Origin of the sequence: Phytohabitans sp. LJ34 (assembly GCF_052068095.1) — a bacterium.
Classification (GTDB): domain Bacteria; phylum Actinomycetota; class Actinomycetes; order Mycobacteriales; family Micromonosporaceae; genus Phytohabitans.
The window spans coordinates 13,744-28,711 of sequence record NZ_JBQHDG010000038.1 but is presented as its reverse complement, the minus strand read 5'-3'; the positions used below and the strand labels follow the sequence as shown (position 1 = coordinate 28,711).

Genomic DNA, 14,968 nt, shown 5'->3' with positions numbered 1-14,968 from the left:
CGGCTCGACCGAGTGACTGTGCGTGCTTAGGTTCGCACCGGATGTATTTCCCTGGGTGCCGGTCGGGTTGCCAGCCCGCGACCCGACCGGCACTGACATGGCTCGAGTGGGGGAGTCGGTCATGATCGATGAGGTCGAGGTGCGGCGGGACCTGAGCCGCGCCGCGCACGCGTTGGACCAGGCGGTGGCGTTCCTGGCCAGCTATGACGCGGCGCACGCGACCCAGCTGGGCATGGCACCCGGCTGGGAGTCGCCGCTCGCGCTGACGCTGCGCGACGGTCGCCAGGCCGTCGACCGCGTAGCGGCGTACGTACGGGCGCTCGCCGGCGAACAGGCGGCGGGCGAGTCTCTCAACGGCGTATCGGTGCGTCACATGGCGCTGCTGCGGCACGGCGACCCGGGAGAGTAGACCCCGGCCCCGCCCGGACCGTGGCATGGCCGGTGCCCGGCCCGGGCGGGCGTGGTGGTGCCCGGGCCGGGCGCGCCGGTTAGGGAGCCGCGCGGTGGTGCAGTGTGTCGGCCGGCGGCCGGCCGTACTCGGCGCGGTAGGCGGCCGCGAAGCGGCCCAGGTGCGCGAAGCCCCACCGGTGCGCCACGCTGGCCACGGTCTCCTCGCCGGGCTCGGCGGCGCGCAGGTCGGCGTGGGCTCGCGCCAGCCGTAGCCGGCGCAGGTAGGCCATCGGCGACAGGCCGACGTGCTGCCGAAAGCCCTCCTGGAGGGTGCGCACGCTCGTGCCCGCCGCCGCCGCGAGGGAGGTGGCGGTGAAGGCGCGGTCCGGCTCGGCCTCCATCGCGTCGATGGCCCGCTTGACCGCCCGCGGCCGGCTGGCGCGCTCCCGCTGGTCGCGGTCTTCGCGGAGCCGGTCGGCGGTGGCCGTCAGCAGCCCGCTCAACACGGCCTGCCACAGCCGCCCGGCCAGGAGTGGCTGGTAAATCAGGCCCTCGGGGTCGTCCATCTCGGCGCGCATGAGCGCGAGCAGCCGGGCGAGGCTGCGGCCGGCTCCGGTGCTCAGGTCGGCCTCGGCGGTGAGTGGTGCGAGGGGGGCCTGGACCGCGTCGGTATGCCGCGCCGGGAGCGCCATCGCCGGCGGGACCACGGGGCCGAAGCGGACGACGGCAAGGCGAGGCTCCGCGACCGCCTCATGTTGCTCGACGGCAAATGCGCAACCAGTGATCTCCCGCATACCGGGAGTATTTTCCTGCCTCAAGTTTCCGGTCAACAGAAACTTGCAACTTTCATCAGTGGCAGTACCTTATCGCGGCGGTTGCATGCGCACGCGGTGTGATCAGGCTGGCGCGCGGGGTTTACCGGCGGTATGGCGTCTCTCACGGACACACGCGAGCGGCGAAGCGGCCATCGCGGCCCTACGCTGCGGCGATCAACTCAATTCACCCCTGCCGACCGGCGATTCAAGTGGCGCGCACCGGTACCCTGGTGGGTAGTTTGCGTGCGTGGGGCTGTGGGCAAGAATGGTGCTAGCTGTCCGGGTTTGGGTGCCTTTGTCTCGGGAGACCGAGGCTTTGCCGCCACCGGGGGCTGGCGGCCGACCCGGCGGAGGAATACGCTCGGTCGCGGCCCGCGTACTGACGAGGCGCCTGGGTTCCGGGCGGGTGGAGGTGTTCGCGTGAGCCTGTCGATCGTGACGTCGGTTTCCGCCGACGGTGTTGTGGAGATTGCTCCGCGCGGAGAGATCGATGTCGACACGGCGCACGAGGTGCGTGAAGCGGTTGCGGGGGTGCTGGCCAAGAGCCGCCCCAACCGCATCGAGCTCAACATGAGACTGGTCACCTTTATCGACTCGGTAGGCATCAGCGCGATGGTCGCCGGGTTCCAGACCGCCGAGGTGAGCGGGGTCAAGCTGCTGGTGACCGAGCCGAGCCGGTTCGTGCACCGCCAGCTCTGGGTCACCGGGCTGCTCGGCCTCTTCGGTGCGCCCGAGCCCTACTTCGCGGGTGCGGCGCCGGCGCCAGAGGTGCCGTCGACCGGCGTCTGACAGGGGTCTTCTCCATCGGCGCGTAGTGGGCCAATCGCGCTCTGTGCGAGACGTTCATCGATGTCGTGTCGCTTGCAACTGACCCTTGTAACTCGCCCCGCATGTGCGGAATAGTCCGTTGGCGTGACGCTGCTGCGGATGGGCACCGCCATCGTCGGGCGGTACATCGTCTTGCGGCCGATCGGGCGCGGGGGCGTGTCGGTCGTATACGAGGCAGTGGACGTGGTGTCGCCGCGCCCACTCGCCGTCAAGGTGCTGTCTCCGGCGCTGGCCGAAGACGTCCGCGCGCAAGACAACGTCCGGCGTGAGGCCCTGATCACGCAGCGGCTGCGGCATCCGAGCGTGCCGCGGATCTACGACTTCGGCGACATGCGGTTGCCCGATGGTGGTTCCGCGCCGTACATGGTGATGGAGCTTCTCAACGGCGTATCGCTGGCCGACCGGCTCGCCGGCGGCCCCCTGCCCTGGGCGGAGGCCGTGCGCGTCGCGGCCACCGTCGCCGACGTGCTGGCGGTGACGCATCGCCGCGGCTTCGTGCACCGCGATCTCACCGTCGAAAACGTCATGCTGACCCGCGACGGTGTGAAGATCATCGACTTCGGCCTCGCGACCACAGTGGACCGCCCGCGAAACGACCGCCCGCGGGTCACCCGTACCACCGTCCCCCGCCGGCCCGTCGTGCCCGCCCACCCGGTCAACAGCGCGGCCCAGCCGGCCGACGACGTCTACGCGCTGGGCGTGCTCATCTACCAGATGGTGACCGGCCGCTCGCCCTACCCCGGAAAGCTCGAGTCGCCGCACGTCCGCCGCCTGGCGCCGACGCCCGTGCTCGCGGTGGCCGGGCTGCCCCGCGAGATCGCCGACATGTGCCGCTCGTGCATGAGCAAGCGCCCGACTGACCGGCCGAGCAGCCGCGACGCGGCGTTCGCGCTGTGGGGCATGCTCCCCACCCCGTCGCCAAACTAGAAGACGTCGTTGCGGCGCGCCCGACGCGAATCTCTCTAGCGACCTTCGGGGTCGGGGCGGTCTAGCTCTGAGTTCCTGTTAGGACGGAGATTGGGCTACCGCGATGTCCGTCGTGGTCCGGACCGCTGCTCCCGCGGCCTCGCCCGTCGCGGTTGGTCGCGGTCACCCCCTGCGGGGTGTCTGTTGCTGGGCGGGTGGCGAGGGTGGGAACAGCAGGATTCGTCGCTAGGAGTAACGGCCGAGGGGTATGTGCACCGTGGACGGTTGAGATCTAGGGGAGTTTGTGCGCTATATCAGCCCTAACTCCCCTAGATCTCGAAGTCCGCACCCAGGGCTGGTAACGCAGTGTTACAACCGGTGCGGCGACAGCCGCACCGACCGAAGGCACCCCTCCGACAAGGAGTCCGGCCTCCCGTGGGCTTGCGGCGCGGACCTGGCAGCGCGGGTCGGGGATCTCGGCGAGCGCCAGCTCGCCGCCGACCCGCGCGCTCTCCGGCGGGAGCGGCGGTCCGCAGCTGACGCGGACCCGGGCAAACTCAAGCTCGAGGCACACGACGACGGCGTCGCCCTGACCCCCAACCCAAGGGGTCTACGTGGGGTCGGGGAGGCTCAGCTCTACTTCGGACACCGCGCGGACCGGCGTCAGCGTGGCGTAGCCGTCCGCCAGCAGCGCGAGGTCGGTGCCTTCCTCCAGGCGGGCGCTGGACTCCTCGAGCGCCGTCCGCACGTATCCGCGGCCGGTCTCCGCCACCGCCATCTGCACCTGGCCGAAGCGGGCCAGCCGCGCCGGGCGTACCCCCTTGATCTTGTCGCGGGGGAGGTCCGGGACGTTGAGGTTGAGGACGGCGCCGTCGGGGAGGTCTTTGAGCGCGGGCAGCAGGTCGGCCGCGATGGCCGCGGCGGTGCCCCAGTGCCGGCCCTCGTCGAGGGCGGACGGTTGCAGCCCCGCCGCGCCGCCGCTCGCCGCGGAGGCCGAGCCGGCGGTCAGCACGTCCAGCGAGACGGCCATCGCGCGCGCCCCGTTGGCCGCGGCGGTGAAGGCGGCGCCGACCGTGCCCGAGTGCAGCACGGCGAGGCCCGCGTTGGCGCCCCGGTTGATGCCGGAGAAGACAAGGTCGGGTGGCGGTCCGAAGGCGCCGCGCGCGGCGATCAGCACGATGAACGCGGGGGAGCCGGCCACCCCGTACGCCTCGACGCCGTCCAGCCCGTCGAGCGCGTGGGTGGCCACCACGATGCGGCCGTCCTCCTCGACGGCCGTCATGGCGGCGCTCATGCCGCTGGCTTCGTGGCTCGGCGCGGCGACCACCACGTCGTGCCCGGCGCCGGCCAGTGCCTGGGCCAGGGAGCGGATGCCCGGCGCCTCGATCCCGTCGTCGTTCGTGATCAGTACCCTCATCGCTCCAACCTCTTGAGACGTACGCGGTCGACAAGGCTGCGCACCGCGTCGGCCCGGCCGCTGCCGAGCCCATGCCGGGTCACGTTGAGCGCGCCCGCGGCGGCGCCCGTGCGTACCGCCGTGGCCAGGTCGCCACCCTGTGCCAGGACGGCTGCCACACCGGCGGTCATCGAGTCGCCCGCGCCGCGCGCGTCGGCGACCTCCAGGCGGGGCGCGTCCACCTCGTACGCCTCGCCGTCGATCAGCGCCAGAGCGCCTTTGGCGGCCCGGCTCACCAGCACCGCGCGGGCGCCGTCGCCGTGCAGCCCACGCAGAGCGTCGAGGAGCTCGGGATCGCTGTCGTCGTTGGCCCGCCCGTCGTCGATCAGCTCTTCGTGGCTGACCTTGACGAGGTACGGCTCGCCCTCGAGTACCGCCGCCAGGTGGTCGCCGGAGAGGTCGGCCACCACCTTGACGCCGTTGCCACCGAGGTCGGCGGCCAGCCGGCGGTAGGTGTCCGCGGGCAGCACCGACGGGTCGGCCGGCCCGCTGAGCACGGCCACCGGCGCGTCGAGGGCGGCGGCAAGCGTGAGGCTGTACAGCTCGTCCAGCTCGTGGCGGCTCAGCGGCTCGCCGGCCACCTCGGCGATCTCCGCGCGGCTGCCGTCGCGCCGGTCGTGCACGTACCCGCCGCTGGTCGCCTCGCGGGTGACCGCGCGCAGCTCGATGTCCTCGGCGGCGATCAGCGCCCGCAGCACCTGGCCGATCTCGCCGCCGACCGTCGCGCACATCACCACGGCCGGACCCAGCTCGGTGATCATGCGGGCTTGCCACACGCCCTGACCGCCGGGGTGTACGTGGATCTCCACCGTGTCGGCCGGTTGCTCGACCGTCACGGTGAGCTGCGGCGCCGGGGCGAATACCAGGACATGGCTGCTCATGGTCCTCTACTTCCCCGTCGGGGCGGTACCTACGCGGGTCTGGAGCGGACGACGACTCATTGATGACTATGATTAGCGAACATCATCAATGGAGGGTTGCTTCATGAGAGTGCACGCACGGGCGGCCGTCGCCGCGGCGGCCGCGCTGCTGGTCGGCGCCGCGGTGGCGGTGAGCCCCACCCTGGTGCCGCCGGCGGGCGCGGCCGCCGGTTGCCTCGTCGACTACCAGGTCAACCAGTGGACCGGCGGCTTCACGGCGGCGGTGCGGGTCACCGCGGGTGACGCCGCCGTCAACGGGTGGACGGTCACCTGGACCTACGGCGGCGACCAGCGCGTCACGAACGGCTGGAACGCGGCCGTCACCCAGGCCGGCGCCGCGGTCACCGCGCGCAACGCGGCGTGGAACGGGTCGCTGCCGGCCGGCGGCTCGACGGAGTTCGGCGTGCAGGGCACGTACTCCGCGAGCAACGCCGCGCCGACCGGCTTCACCCTGAACGGTGAGCCGTGCAACGGCGCCGGCCCCACCACGCCGCCGCCCACGACTGTGCCTCCCACCTCAGTGCCTCCCACGTCCGTGCCGCCCACCTCGGCGCCGCCGACCTCCGCTCCGCCCACGTCGCCGCCCCCGCCCACGGGCTGTGGCAGCGCGGCCTTCTGTGACGGCTTCGAGAGCCAGGAGGGCGGTGCGCCGTCAGGTGTGTGGAGCGTGTCCTATCCGGACTGCCAGGGCGCCGGAACAGCCACAGTGGACACCACCACGGCGCACAGCGGCGCGAAGTCGGTACGCGTCAACGGCGCCACCGGCTACTGCAACCACGTCTTCGTGGGCACGACGAGCGGGGTGAGCGGCCTGGGCGCGGTGCGCTTCGCGCGCTTCTGGGTGCGGCACACGACGGCCCTGCCGCAGCAGCACGTCACGTTCCTCGCCATGCGCGACGCCAACGACGGCAACCGCGACCTGCGCATGGGCGGCCAGAACGGCGCCCTCCAATGGAACCGCGCCTCCGACGACGCGACACTGCCCGAGCAGAGCCCGTCCGGAGTCGCGCTGAGCCTGCCGCTGGCGACCAACCGGTGGACCTGCGTCGAGTTCACGGTGGACGGCTCGCAGGGTCACCTCCGCACCTGGGTGGACGGCGCCGAGGTGGCCGGCCTGGTCGCGGACGGCACGCCCACACACGACATCGACGGCCAGTGGTCGTCCCGCGCCAACTGGCGGCCCAGCCTGACGGACCTGCGGCTGGGCTGGGAAAGCTACGGCGAGGGCGCCGACACCCTCTGGTTCGACGACGTAGCGATGAGCACCACCCGCATCGGCTGCTGACCCGAGGTCCGGGAGGGAGTGACGCTGCTCCCTCCCGGCCACAGGTCGATAACCAAGACCCTGGTCAGCCGGCCTGGGCGGCGCAGGAGCTTCGCGGGAGGCCGGCGACCGCGACGGGGGAGCGGCCGGTCGCCGGGGCCTTGCCGGCCAGCACCGCCGCGAGGCCGGCCATCGACGGTTGGCTCGACGAGTACGTGGCGAGCAGCACCGGCGAGTCCGACTTGGACAGTAGGTACGGGGTGTCCATCGCCACGGTCACGGCCGCGCCCTTGCGGAGGTCGCCGGGCTCGTCGCCGTACCCGACCAGGTGGACCACCGTGCCACCGTTCGTGACCACCTGTACGCCGGCGGCGCGCAGGGCCTCGATCAGCCAGCCGCGCGCGGTGTCGCGGCCGCCGGCGGCGGTGACCTGCACCGGGCCGCGCAGTGCGGTGCCGCAAGTGCCGCGCAGCTGGGTGACCGCGGCCGCGGCCAAGCGGGCGGCGGCCTCGCGGTGGGCGGCGCTGCCCACAGTGGACATGTCCGGCGCGGGCTTGCCGGCCAGCTCGAACTTCAGCGTCAGCACCCGGGTGACCGCCTCGACCAGGCGGGCGCGGCTCAGGTCGCCGACCCGCAGCCCGGACAGCAGGCCGTTGTAGGCCTCGGGCAGCTTGTCCGGCATCAGCAGGATGTCGTTGCCGGCGTTGAGCGCGCGCACCGCGGCCTCGCCGGCGGGCCAGCGCTTGGCGGGCGCCATGTTCATGCCGTCGGTGATGACGACGCCCTTGAAGCCGAGCTCGCCGCGCAGCACGTCGGTGAGCACCTTGCGGGAGAACGTCGCGGCCGTGCCCGGGTCGACCGCCTTGACGTCGAGGTGGCCGGACATCACGAGCTTGGCGCCGGCGCCGATACCGGCGACGAACGGCGGCAGGTCGCCGCGGTCGAGGCTGGCGCGGTTCTGCGCGAGGCCGGGGAGGGCGTTGTGCGAGTCGCCGGAGGTGTGGCCGTGGCCCGGAAAGTGCTTGAGCGTGGCCGCGACGCCGCTGGCTTGCAGGCCGCGTACGGCGCCGGCGACCTGGGCGGACACCTTGGCCGGGTCGGAGCCGTACGAGCGGGAGCCGATCACGGTACTGCCCGCGTTGCCGAGCACGTCGGCCACCGGTGCGAAGTCGACGTTGACGCCCAGCGCGGCGAGCTCGTCGCCGGCCGCGCGCCAGGCCGCCTCGGTCAGGCGGGGGTCGCCGGCCGCGCCCGCGCCCATCGCGCTGGGCAGCGCGGTCACGCCGGTCTTGATGCGGGTGACGACGCCGTACTCCTGGTCGGTGCCGATCAGCATCGGCGCGGAGCCGGCGGCGAGCTTGGCGTGGGCGGCCTGGAGGCCGGTGGTGAGGCCGCGCACCTGCCGCACGTCGTCCACATTGGTGGTGCCCTGGTTTTGCGACGTGGGGTCGTCCGCGGAGAAGCCGACCAGGATCAGGCCGCCGAGGCGGTAGCGCGCGACCATCTCGGCGGGGGTGTCGACGCCGGCCAGCTGCCGGTTGCCCGCCGCGTTGCCGGGCGTGACCTCGGTGGCCGAGGAGCCGTACGCGTACGGCATAAGCACCTGTCCCACCAGATCCTCGTCGGAGAGGGTGGCGGCGAGGGCGGCGGCCCGCTGCGCCGGGCTCGCGTCGGCCGGTGGGGCGGGTCTGGCGGTCGTGGGTGCGGGCGTCGGAGCCGGCGCCGGAGGGGAGGACTGGCAGCCGGCCGCGAGGAGGAGCACGGTCAGGAAGAGCGCGCGGGTACGCAGACGCACGCCCGCTATCAGAACAGCCCGGCGCGAGCGGAGCAAATGGACGATGGTCAGCCCACCCGGGTGAGCAGCGTGACCGGGGCGCCGTCGCCGGCGTAGCGGTAGGGCTCGAGCTCGGCGTCCCACGCGGTGCCGAGCGCCCGGTCGAGCGCGTGCGCGAGGGCCTCCGGGGCGCGTGCGGCCTCCATGATGCTGCGCAGCCGGTCTTCGCCGAGCTGGATGTCGCCGGCCGCGCCCATGGTGGCGCGGAAGAGGCCGCGGCCGGGCACGTACATGAAGCGTTCACCGTCGATGCCCGGACTGGGATCCTCGGTGATCTCGAAACGGATCATGGGCCACTGCCGGAGGGCAGCAGCCAGCTCCGCGCCGGTCCCCGGGCGTCCGGTCCAGCTGCACTCGGCCCGACGGGCGCCGGATTCGACCGGCTGGGCGGTCCAGTGCAGGTTGACCGGCGCGGTGAGGACGCGCGCGATCGCCCACTCGACGTGTGCACACACGGCGAGCGGGGTCGAGTGGACGTATACGACGCCACGCGTTGGCACGGTGACCTCCCGGAGAAGCGAGGTGCGTCTTCCCCTACGACCTCGATCAACGGGCGGTTGACCAACATGATGACTGGTGTGACGGATGATGCGCTAGAGAATCGGAAAAACGACACGACATTTCCGCACGCTTGTGACGCAGAGCGCCGGTCACCGCACGAGCGGTGGGGCCTGGCCATCGGGTAAAGTTCACGGGTCTGACTTCAGCCTGCCTGCAACAAGGAGCGTCTCCGTGGCGAGCAACACCTCCAAGACCGCGCGCGCATCCGTCCGCGCCGGCCAGGGCGCGGGTGGCGCCCTGAGCGTGCTCGGCGAGTACAAGTACCTGATCCCGCTCAACAAGGGCAAGCACGCCTACGTGCGCAACCTGACCAACGGCAAGACCCTGCACCTGCGCACCGACTCGGACGCGTTCGTGGAGGAGATCCGGGTGCTGGCCGGCGCCGGCCACGGCCCCAAGATCCGTGCGGAGCTCGCCGCCCTCGCGGCCGCCGCCCCGGGCGACGGCTGGGACGAGACCGAAAAGCGCCTGGTCGACGCCGGCGTGTTCGAGGCCTGAGCGCCCTCCAAGTACAAGAGCAGCGCCCTCCAAGTACAAGATCTGACAAGAGGTCCCGCTACGGCGGGGCCTCTTGTTGTGTAACGCGGGTGTTTTCGGGGCATGATTGTTACCCGTGGGTACTAACGGAGGAGCCCATGACAACGGTCGAGCAGGCTGAGATCCGCCTGGCGGACGGCCCCCGACTGCACGTGCGCACCGCCGGCCCGCCCGGCGCCCCGGTCACCGTCGTGCTGCTGCACGGCTGGGCGCTCGACGGCCGGACATGGCATCGCCAGGTGCGGCAGCTCGCCAAGGTGGCCCGGGTCGTGACGTACGACGCGCGGGGCCATGGGCGCTCCGGCGGCGTCGACCGCAGCGCCGCCACGCTCGACCGGCTCGGCGATGACCTCGCCGAGGTGCTGCGTACGGTCGCTCCCACCGGCCCGGTCGTCCTCGGCGGCCACTCGCTCGGCGGCATGACGATCATGGAGTACGCCCACCGGCATCCGGAGGACTTCGCCGCGCGGGTCGCCGGCCTCTTCCTCCTGAGCACCACCGCCGAGGGACACACCCACACGGTGTACGGGCTGCCGTCGCGGGTCGCGCACCTCGTCCGGATGGCGGAGATGACCAGCGCGCAGGTGCTCGCCCGGCTGGGTGACTGGCGGCCGCACCGGGCGTTCACACTGGCGCTCCGGCCGAGCCTGCGCTGGCTGCTCTTCGGGCACCCGTGCGACCCGGCGGACGTGCGGCTCACGACCAAGGCCGTCGCGCGCGCCTCGCTCAGCTCGATCGGCGGCTTCCGCCCCTCGGTGGGCGCGCAGGCCCGCCTGGAGACGCTCGCCGCGCTGCCGACCGTGCCGACCGCCGTGATGGTGGGGGAGCGCGACCGGCTCACCCCGCCGGTGTGCGCGCTGTCGATCGCCAAAGCCCTGCCCGGCGCGGCGCTCACCGTCTGCCCGGACGCCGGCCACATGCTGATGCTGGAGCGCCCGGACATGGTCAACGCCGCGCTGCTCGATGTCGTCCACGCCGCAATTGATCACGGCAGGAAGGCGTGACGAGCGCCGGACGCGTACTGTTGTCTGGCCTCGTGACACACCAGGCGCCGCACTTCTCCTGGGAGCCCCGAAAACTTGACCGACGCCGCCACCACCCTTCAGCAGGAGATCGCCGCCGAGCAGCGCCACGTCGACCGGGTGTACGCCCGGCTGGCGGAGCTGCGGCAGGCCGCGGCCCGGGCCGAGAAGGAGGGCTACCGCCTCGCCCGGGTGGGTAACTTCGGCGCGCTGGTGGAGCGGGACGCGATGGTCTTCCACGCCGCCCGGCGACGGCACGCGCTGGACGCCGAGCACGAGGGTCTCGTCTTCGGCCGGCTCGACATGCGCGAGGGTCAGGTGTTGCACGTGGGGCGCCTGGGGGTGCGCGCGGAAGACGCCGAGCCGCTCGTCGTCGACTGGCGGGCGCCGGCCGCGGCGGCGTTCTACCAGGCCACGGCCGCCGACCCGCGAGGTGTGGTGCGCCGCCGCATGATCCAGTCGAGCGGCGAGAAGGTCACCAACATCGAAGACGACCTGCTCGACCCGGAGGCCGCCCCGGAGGGCATGCGGGTCGTCGGCGACGGCGCGCTGCTGGCCACGCTCGCCCGCGCCACCGGCCGAGGCATGCGCGACATCGTCGCCACCATCCAGCGCGAGCAGGACCAGGCGATCCGCTCGCCCGCCTCGGGCGTGACGATCGTGTCGGGCGGCCCCGGCACCGGCAAGACCGCCGTGGCGCTGCACCGCGCGGCCTACCTGCTCTACTCCGACCGCTCCCGGTTCGCCGGCGGCGGCATCCTCGTGGTCGGGCCGTCGTCGGTGTTCGTCGAGTACATCGCCTCGGTGCTCCCGTCGCTCGGCGAGGACGCCGCCACCCTGCACTCGCTCGGCTCGATCGTCGAGGGCGTGACCGCCACGCGTACCGACCCGACCGCGGTCGCCTCGGTGAAGGGCTCGCTGCGCATGCGCCGGGTGCTGGAGCGCGCGGTCCGCGACGCGGTGCCGGGCGGGCCGACCGAGCTGCGCCTGCTGTACCGGGGCGACCTGCTCCGCCTCAACCGCCCTGAGCTGGACGCCATCCGCTCCCGCGCGCTGCCCCGCGGCGCCCGCCGCAACGAGGTGCGCCGGGCCGGCATCGACGGGCTGTTCGACGCGCTGTGGGCGCAGGCCCAGCGCCATAAGATCGGCGGCCTGCCCGCGCAGGTCGACTTCGAAGACGAGCTGGCCGAGCGCACCGACTTCCGCGACTTCATCAAGGCGTGGTGGCCCCGGCTGGCGCCCCGGCACGTGCTCGCCTGGCTGGCCGACCCGGCGCGGCTCCGCGCGTACACGGGAGGGATCCTCACCACCGCGGAGGGGGGGCTGCTCCGCGGCGCCTTCACCCCGGGTGACCCCACGGTCGCGGACGTGGCGCTGCTCGACGAGCTCGACGAGATGCTCGGCCGCCCGCCGCAGCCGGCCAAGCGCCAGCGCGACCCGTTCCACGTGGTCGACGGGGTGCGCGAGGTGAGCACGTACGCCGACCGGCAGCGCGCCGCCCGCGCGGCCGCGGTGCGCCGGCCGGACGACTACCGCGAGTACGCGCACGTGGTGGTCGACGAGTCGCAGGACGTCTCGCCGATGCAGTGGCGGATGCTGGGGCGGCGCGGGCGGCTCGCGTCCTGGACCGTGGTCGGCGATCCCGCGCAGACCGCCTGGACCGGTGACCCGGGCGAGCTGTCCCGGTCCCGCGACAAGGCGCTGGGCGGGCGGCGCCGGCACGAGTTCACCCTCACCACCAACTACCGCAACTCGGCGGAGATCTTCGCGGTGGCGGCCAAGGTGATCCGCGAGGTCTCGCCGGACATCGCGCTGCCGCGGGCGGTGCGCTCGACGGGGGTACCACCGGAGGAGCTGACGGTGTCCGCGGCGGCCCTGCCGGGCGCGACCCGCGAGGCCGCGGAGCGGCTGCTCGCGGACGTGGAGGGGACGGTCGGCGTGATCACGCCGGTGCCCCGCCGCGACGAGGTCGCCGGCTGGCTGGCCGGCCTGCCCACCGACCGCCTCCAGGTGGTCACGAGCCTTCAGGCCAAGGGCATGGAGTACGACGGCGTGGTCCTCATCTCACCCGAAGAGATAAGGACCGACGCCGGCGCACGGACGCTCTATGTCGCCCTCTCCCGAGCCACTCAGCGCTTGACGACGTTGGCGCTGTAGGTGGTGTCGGGGGTCACGGTCACGCCGAAGCGGGCGTTCGGCAGGTAGAGCCGGTCGCCGAAGGCCGCCACGGTGGTGGGCACGTCGAAGTTGGGGTTGGTGCGCGTGCCGGTGAGCCGGCCGCTGAGGCCACGCTTGTCGAGCGCGAATACGGCGACCTGGTTGAGGCGGTTTTGCACCACGTAGAGCGTGCGGCCGATGGTCAGCAGGCCGTCGCCGTTGGTCAGCGCGTAGCCGCCGAGGTCGACGGCCCTGGTCACGCCGGTGTCCGGGTCGACCCGGAAGAGCGTGGCGGTGTTGGACTGCACGACCAGCAGGCCGCGCCCGTCGGGCGTGCGGGCGATGCCGTTGACGTTGAAGCCGGTCTGGTAGACGAGGTCACCGGTGAGCGGGAGCTTGACCGGCTCGCCGCGCAGGCTCAGCGGCACCTTGTAGAGGAACGGCTGGTTGGAGTCGGTGAAGAACGCGCCCTTGGGGGTGAGCACCACGTCGTTGACGAAGGTGGGTGCGGTCGCGAACGTCCACGACGCCAGGATGCGGCCGCTGTGCGTGTCGACCACGCGGCCGTTGCCAGCCGCACCGCCGGCGACGAAGAGCCGCCCACGGTCGTCGATCTTGAGGCCTACCGACGGGGTGCCGGGGCCGGCGGAGATGATCTTCCCGCGGCCGGTGGCCAGGTTGGCGCGGTAGATGTCGCCGTTGGCGAGCGAGCCGAAGTACGCGAACGGCGCCCGCCCGATCGCGATGCCCTCGGGCTGGAACGCGTTCGGCAGCGGGAAGGAGTCAGGGAAGAGCCGGTGGCCGGAGCCGTGGGCGCTGGCCGCGCCCGGGACGGTGACTGTGGCCGCGGTGAGGGCCGCGGCGGCGGATGAGGTGATCAGGGCTCGTCTGGTCAGCACGATGGGTACTCCCTGTGATCGGTCCACATCAGAATTCACGTACGTCTTTACCCATCGGTTCGACGTTGAACGCTCAATTATGAGAACGCCCGATGACACTGATTGCCAGTGCCATTTTTGCATACATAGCAATGTCAGCATATATTCTTGGCCCATGGGAGCCGGACACGATCACGGAGCGGACGTCGCACGCGCGGGGGAGCGCCACCGCGGGCGGCTCTGGGCCGCGTTCGCCCTGCTCGCGGTCTTCATGGTGATCGAGGCGGTGGCCGCCCTGCTCACCGGCTCGCTGGCCCTGCTCTCCGACGCCGGCCACATGTTCACCGACGTGCTCGGCATCGGCATGGCGCTCGCGGCGATCTGGGCTGCGTCCGCCGCCGCGGCGCCCACCCGCGACGGCGCCACGGACGCGGCGCGGGCCGGCAGAGGGGCGTCCAAGGCGGCCGGCGACCCACAGCGCACATTCGGGCTGTATCGCCTGGAGGTCCTCGCCGCTCTCGCCAACGCCGTCCTGCTCTTCGGCGTGGCGATCTACGTGCTGGTCGAGGCCGTGCGCCGCTTCGGCGACCCGCCCGACGTGCCCGCCGGCCCGATGCTCGTCGTGGCGGTCGCCGGCCTCGTCGCCAACCTTGTGGCGTTCGGGCTGCTGCGTTCGGGCGCGCGGGAGAGCATCAACGTGCGCGGCGCCTACCTGGAGGTGCTCGGCGACCTGCTCGGCTCGGTGGGTGTGATCGTCGCCGCGGCCGTGATCGGGCTGACCGGCTGGGCGTACGCCGACCCGATCATCGCGGTGGCCGTCGGCCTGTTCATCCTCCCGCGCACGTGGCGGCTGGCCCGGGCGGCCGTACGCATCCTGGTGCAGGCCGCGCCGGAACACCTCGACGTGACCGCGGTGCAGCGGCGCCTCGCCGCCGTGCCCGGTGTGTGCGACGTGCACGACCTGCATGTGTGGACGCTGACGTCGGGCATGGACGTCGCTTCCGCGCACCTCACGCTGGAGGAGTCCGCGCAGGTGGGGCCGGTGTTGGTCGCGGCACGGGAGGCGCTGCACGACGACTTCGAGATCGGGCACGCCACCCTCCAGGTCGAGCCGCGACCCGGCGACTGCCACCCCACGACGTGGTGAAAGCGCCCCTGAGCAGGGCGTACTTGATTCGTCACCATCGGTACAACAGTGGGCACATCAATGGAAAGCCGCTATTCTCGGCTCCGGTCAACGCCCGGCGGCGCCCCCCGGCGCCGGTGTTGGCCGCCGCCGAGTCGCCCTCGGGCGAGCCGGGGAACCACCGATCCACTGGGGTGAATCCGCGACAGCGGTAGGGAGACTTCCGTCCCGAACCCGTCAGCTAACTCGGTAGGCGGCTGACTGGAAGGATGGT

14 protein-coding genes and 1 riboswitch are annotated in these 14,968 nt (G+C 72.5%); of the genes, 8 read left to right on the top strand and 6 right to left on the bottom strand.

All coding sequences use genetic code 11. The features are described from left to right. Positions 1-121: 121 nt before the first annotated feature. On the top strand, positions 122-409 hold the full coding sequence (locus ACTMTJ_RS42850) for a hypothetical protein (protein ID WP_441224533.1): 288 nt from the start codon (positions 122-124) through the stop codon (positions 407-409). A 79-nt stretch (positions 410-488) separates the two neighbouring features. Here ACTMTJ_RS42850 and ACTMTJ_RS42845 read toward each other — a convergent pair whose 3' ends face one another. After that, entirely contained in the window at positions 489-1,184 is a 696-nt protein-coding gene (locus tag ACTMTJ_RS42845) for a helix-turn-helix transcriptional regulator (protein ID WP_441224532.1), read from the bottom strand. Between the two features lie 441 nt (positions 1,185-1,625). Between ACTMTJ_RS42845 and ACTMTJ_RS42840 the strand changes: the two genes are divergently transcribed. Next, positions 1,626-1,994: an STAS domain-containing protein gene (locus tag ACTMTJ_RS42840; RefSeq protein WP_441224530.1), complete on the top strand. Its 369-nt coding sequence runs from the start codon at positions 1,626-1,628 to the stop codon at positions 1,992-1,994. A 123-nt stretch (positions 1,995-2,117) separates the two neighbouring features. After that, on the top strand, positions 2,118-2,960 hold the full coding sequence (locus ACTMTJ_RS42835; RefSeq protein ID WP_441224529.1) for a serine/threonine-protein kinase: 843 nt from the start codon (positions 2,118-2,120) through the stop codon (positions 2,958-2,960). Between the two features lie 589 nt (positions 2,961-3,549). On the opposite strand, the gene surE is transcribed toward ACTMTJ_RS42835, so the two are convergent. Continuing rightward, positions 3,550-4,356 (bottom strand): 5'/3'-nucleotidase SurE, encoded by an 807-nt coding sequence (gene surE / locus ACTMTJ_RS42830; RefSeq protein WP_441224527.1) that lies wholly within the window; start codon positions 4,354-4,356, stop codon positions 3,550-3,552. Beyond that, a complete protein-coding gene (locus ACTMTJ_RS42825; protein WP_441224525.1) occupies positions 4,353-5,276 on the bottom strand; it encodes a 1-phosphofructokinase family hexose kinase in 924 nt (307 codons plus the stop codon). Before ACTMTJ_RS42825 ends, surE begins: the two co-directional genes overlap by 4 nt. A gap of 103 nt (positions 5,277-5,379) precedes the next feature. Between ACTMTJ_RS42825 and ACTMTJ_RS42820 the strand changes: the two genes are divergently transcribed. Continuing rightward, positions 5,380-6,600, top strand: a complete 1,221-nt coding sequence (locus ACTMTJ_RS42820; protein ID WP_441224524.1) for a cellulose binding domain-containing protein — start codon at positions 5,380-5,382, stop codon at positions 6,598-6,600. A 64-nt stretch (positions 6,601-6,664) separates the two neighbouring features. Here ACTMTJ_RS42820 and ACTMTJ_RS42815 read toward each other — a convergent pair whose 3' ends face one another. Both ACTMTJ_RS42815 and ACTMTJ_RS42810 read right to left on the bottom strand, forming a co-directional pair. Further along, complete coding sequence (locus ACTMTJ_RS42815) at positions 6,665-8,374, bottom strand: glycoside hydrolase family 3 protein (protein WP_441224522.1); 1,710 nt, start codon at positions 8,372-8,374, stop codon at positions 6,665-6,667. A gap of 47 nt (positions 8,375-8,421) precedes the next feature. Next, positions 8,422-8,913: a DUF3145 domain-containing protein gene (locus ACTMTJ_RS42810; protein ID WP_441224520.1), complete on the bottom strand. Its 492-nt coding sequence runs from the start codon at positions 8,911-8,913 to the stop codon at positions 8,422-8,424. Positions 8,914-9,145: 232 nt separating this feature from the next. On the opposite strand from ACTMTJ_RS42810, the gene ACTMTJ_RS42805 reads away from it, so the two are divergent. The 3 genes from ACTMTJ_RS42805 to ACTMTJ_RS42795 all read left to right on the top strand — a co-directional run bounded on the left by ACTMTJ_RS42805 (position 9,146) and on the right by ACTMTJ_RS42795 (position 12,690). Further along, on the top strand, positions 9,146-9,472 hold the full coding sequence (locus ACTMTJ_RS42805; RefSeq protein WP_441224518.1) for a hypothetical protein: 327 nt from the start codon (positions 9,146-9,148) through the stop codon (positions 9,470-9,472). Between the two features lie 137 nt (positions 9,473-9,609). Continuing rightward, positions 9,610-10,515: an alpha/beta fold hydrolase gene (locus ACTMTJ_RS42800; RefSeq protein WP_441224516.1), complete on the top strand. Its 906-nt coding sequence runs from the start codon at positions 9,610-9,612 to the stop codon at positions 10,513-10,515. Between the two features lie 75 nt (positions 10,516-10,590). After that, a complete protein-coding gene (locus ACTMTJ_RS42795) occupies positions 10,591-12,690 on the top strand; it encodes a HelD family protein (RefSeq protein ID WP_441224514.1) in 2,100 nt (699 codons plus the stop codon). Here ACTMTJ_RS42795 and ACTMTJ_RS42790 read toward each other — a convergent pair. Beyond that, positions 12,663-13,589 (bottom strand): SMP-30/gluconolactonase/LRE family protein, encoded by a 927-nt coding sequence (locus tag ACTMTJ_RS42790; RefSeq protein WP_441224513.1) that lies wholly within the window; start codon positions 13,587-13,589, stop codon positions 12,663-12,665. The genes ACTMTJ_RS42795 and ACTMTJ_RS42790 overlap by 28 nt on opposite strands. 154 nt (positions 13,590-13,743) lie before the next feature. Between ACTMTJ_RS42790 and ACTMTJ_RS42785 the strand changes: the two genes are divergently transcribed. Continuing rightward, positions 13,744-14,715: a cation diffusion facilitator family transporter gene (locus ACTMTJ_RS42785; RefSeq protein WP_441224511.1), complete on the top strand. Its 972-nt coding sequence runs from the start codon at positions 13,744-13,746 to the stop codon at positions 14,713-14,715. A 117-nt stretch (positions 14,716-14,832) separates the two neighbouring features. Further along, a riboswitch (cyclic di-AMP (ydaO/yuaA leader) is annotated at positions 14,833-14,966 on the top strand. The last annotated feature ends 2 nt before the right edge of the window (positions 14,967-14,968 follow it).

Excerpts from the sequence above, each read along its gene's own strand:
- ACTMTJ_RS42850 (WP_441224533.1), top strand. The coding sequence starts at position 122 with ATGATCGATGAGGTCGAGGTGCGGCGGGACCTGAGCCGCGCCGCGCAC.
- ACTMTJ_RS42845 (WP_441224532.1), bottom strand. The coding sequence starts at position 1,184 with ATGCGGGAGATCACTGGTTGCGCATTTGCCGTCGAGCAACATGAGGCG.
- surE (WP_441224527.1), bottom strand. The coding sequence starts at position 4,356 with ATGAGGGTACTGATCACGAACGACGACGGGATCGAGGCGCCGGGCATC.
- ACTMTJ_RS42825 (WP_441224525.1), bottom strand. The coding sequence starts at position 5,276 with ATGAGCAGCCATGTCCTGGTATTCGCCCCGGCGCCGCAGCTCACCGTG.
- ACTMTJ_RS42820 (WP_441224524.1), top strand. The coding sequence starts at position 5,380 with ATGAGAGTGCACGCACGGGCGGCCGTCGCCGCGGCGGCCGCGCTGCTG.
- ACTMTJ_RS42800 (WP_441224516.1), top strand. The coding sequence starts at position 9,610 with ATGACAACGGTCGAGCAGGCTGAGATCCGCCTGGCGGACGGCCCCCGA.
- ACTMTJ_RS42785 (WP_441224511.1), top strand. The coding sequence starts at position 13,744 with ATGGGAGCCGGACACGATCACGGAGCGGACGTCGCACGCGCGGGGGAG.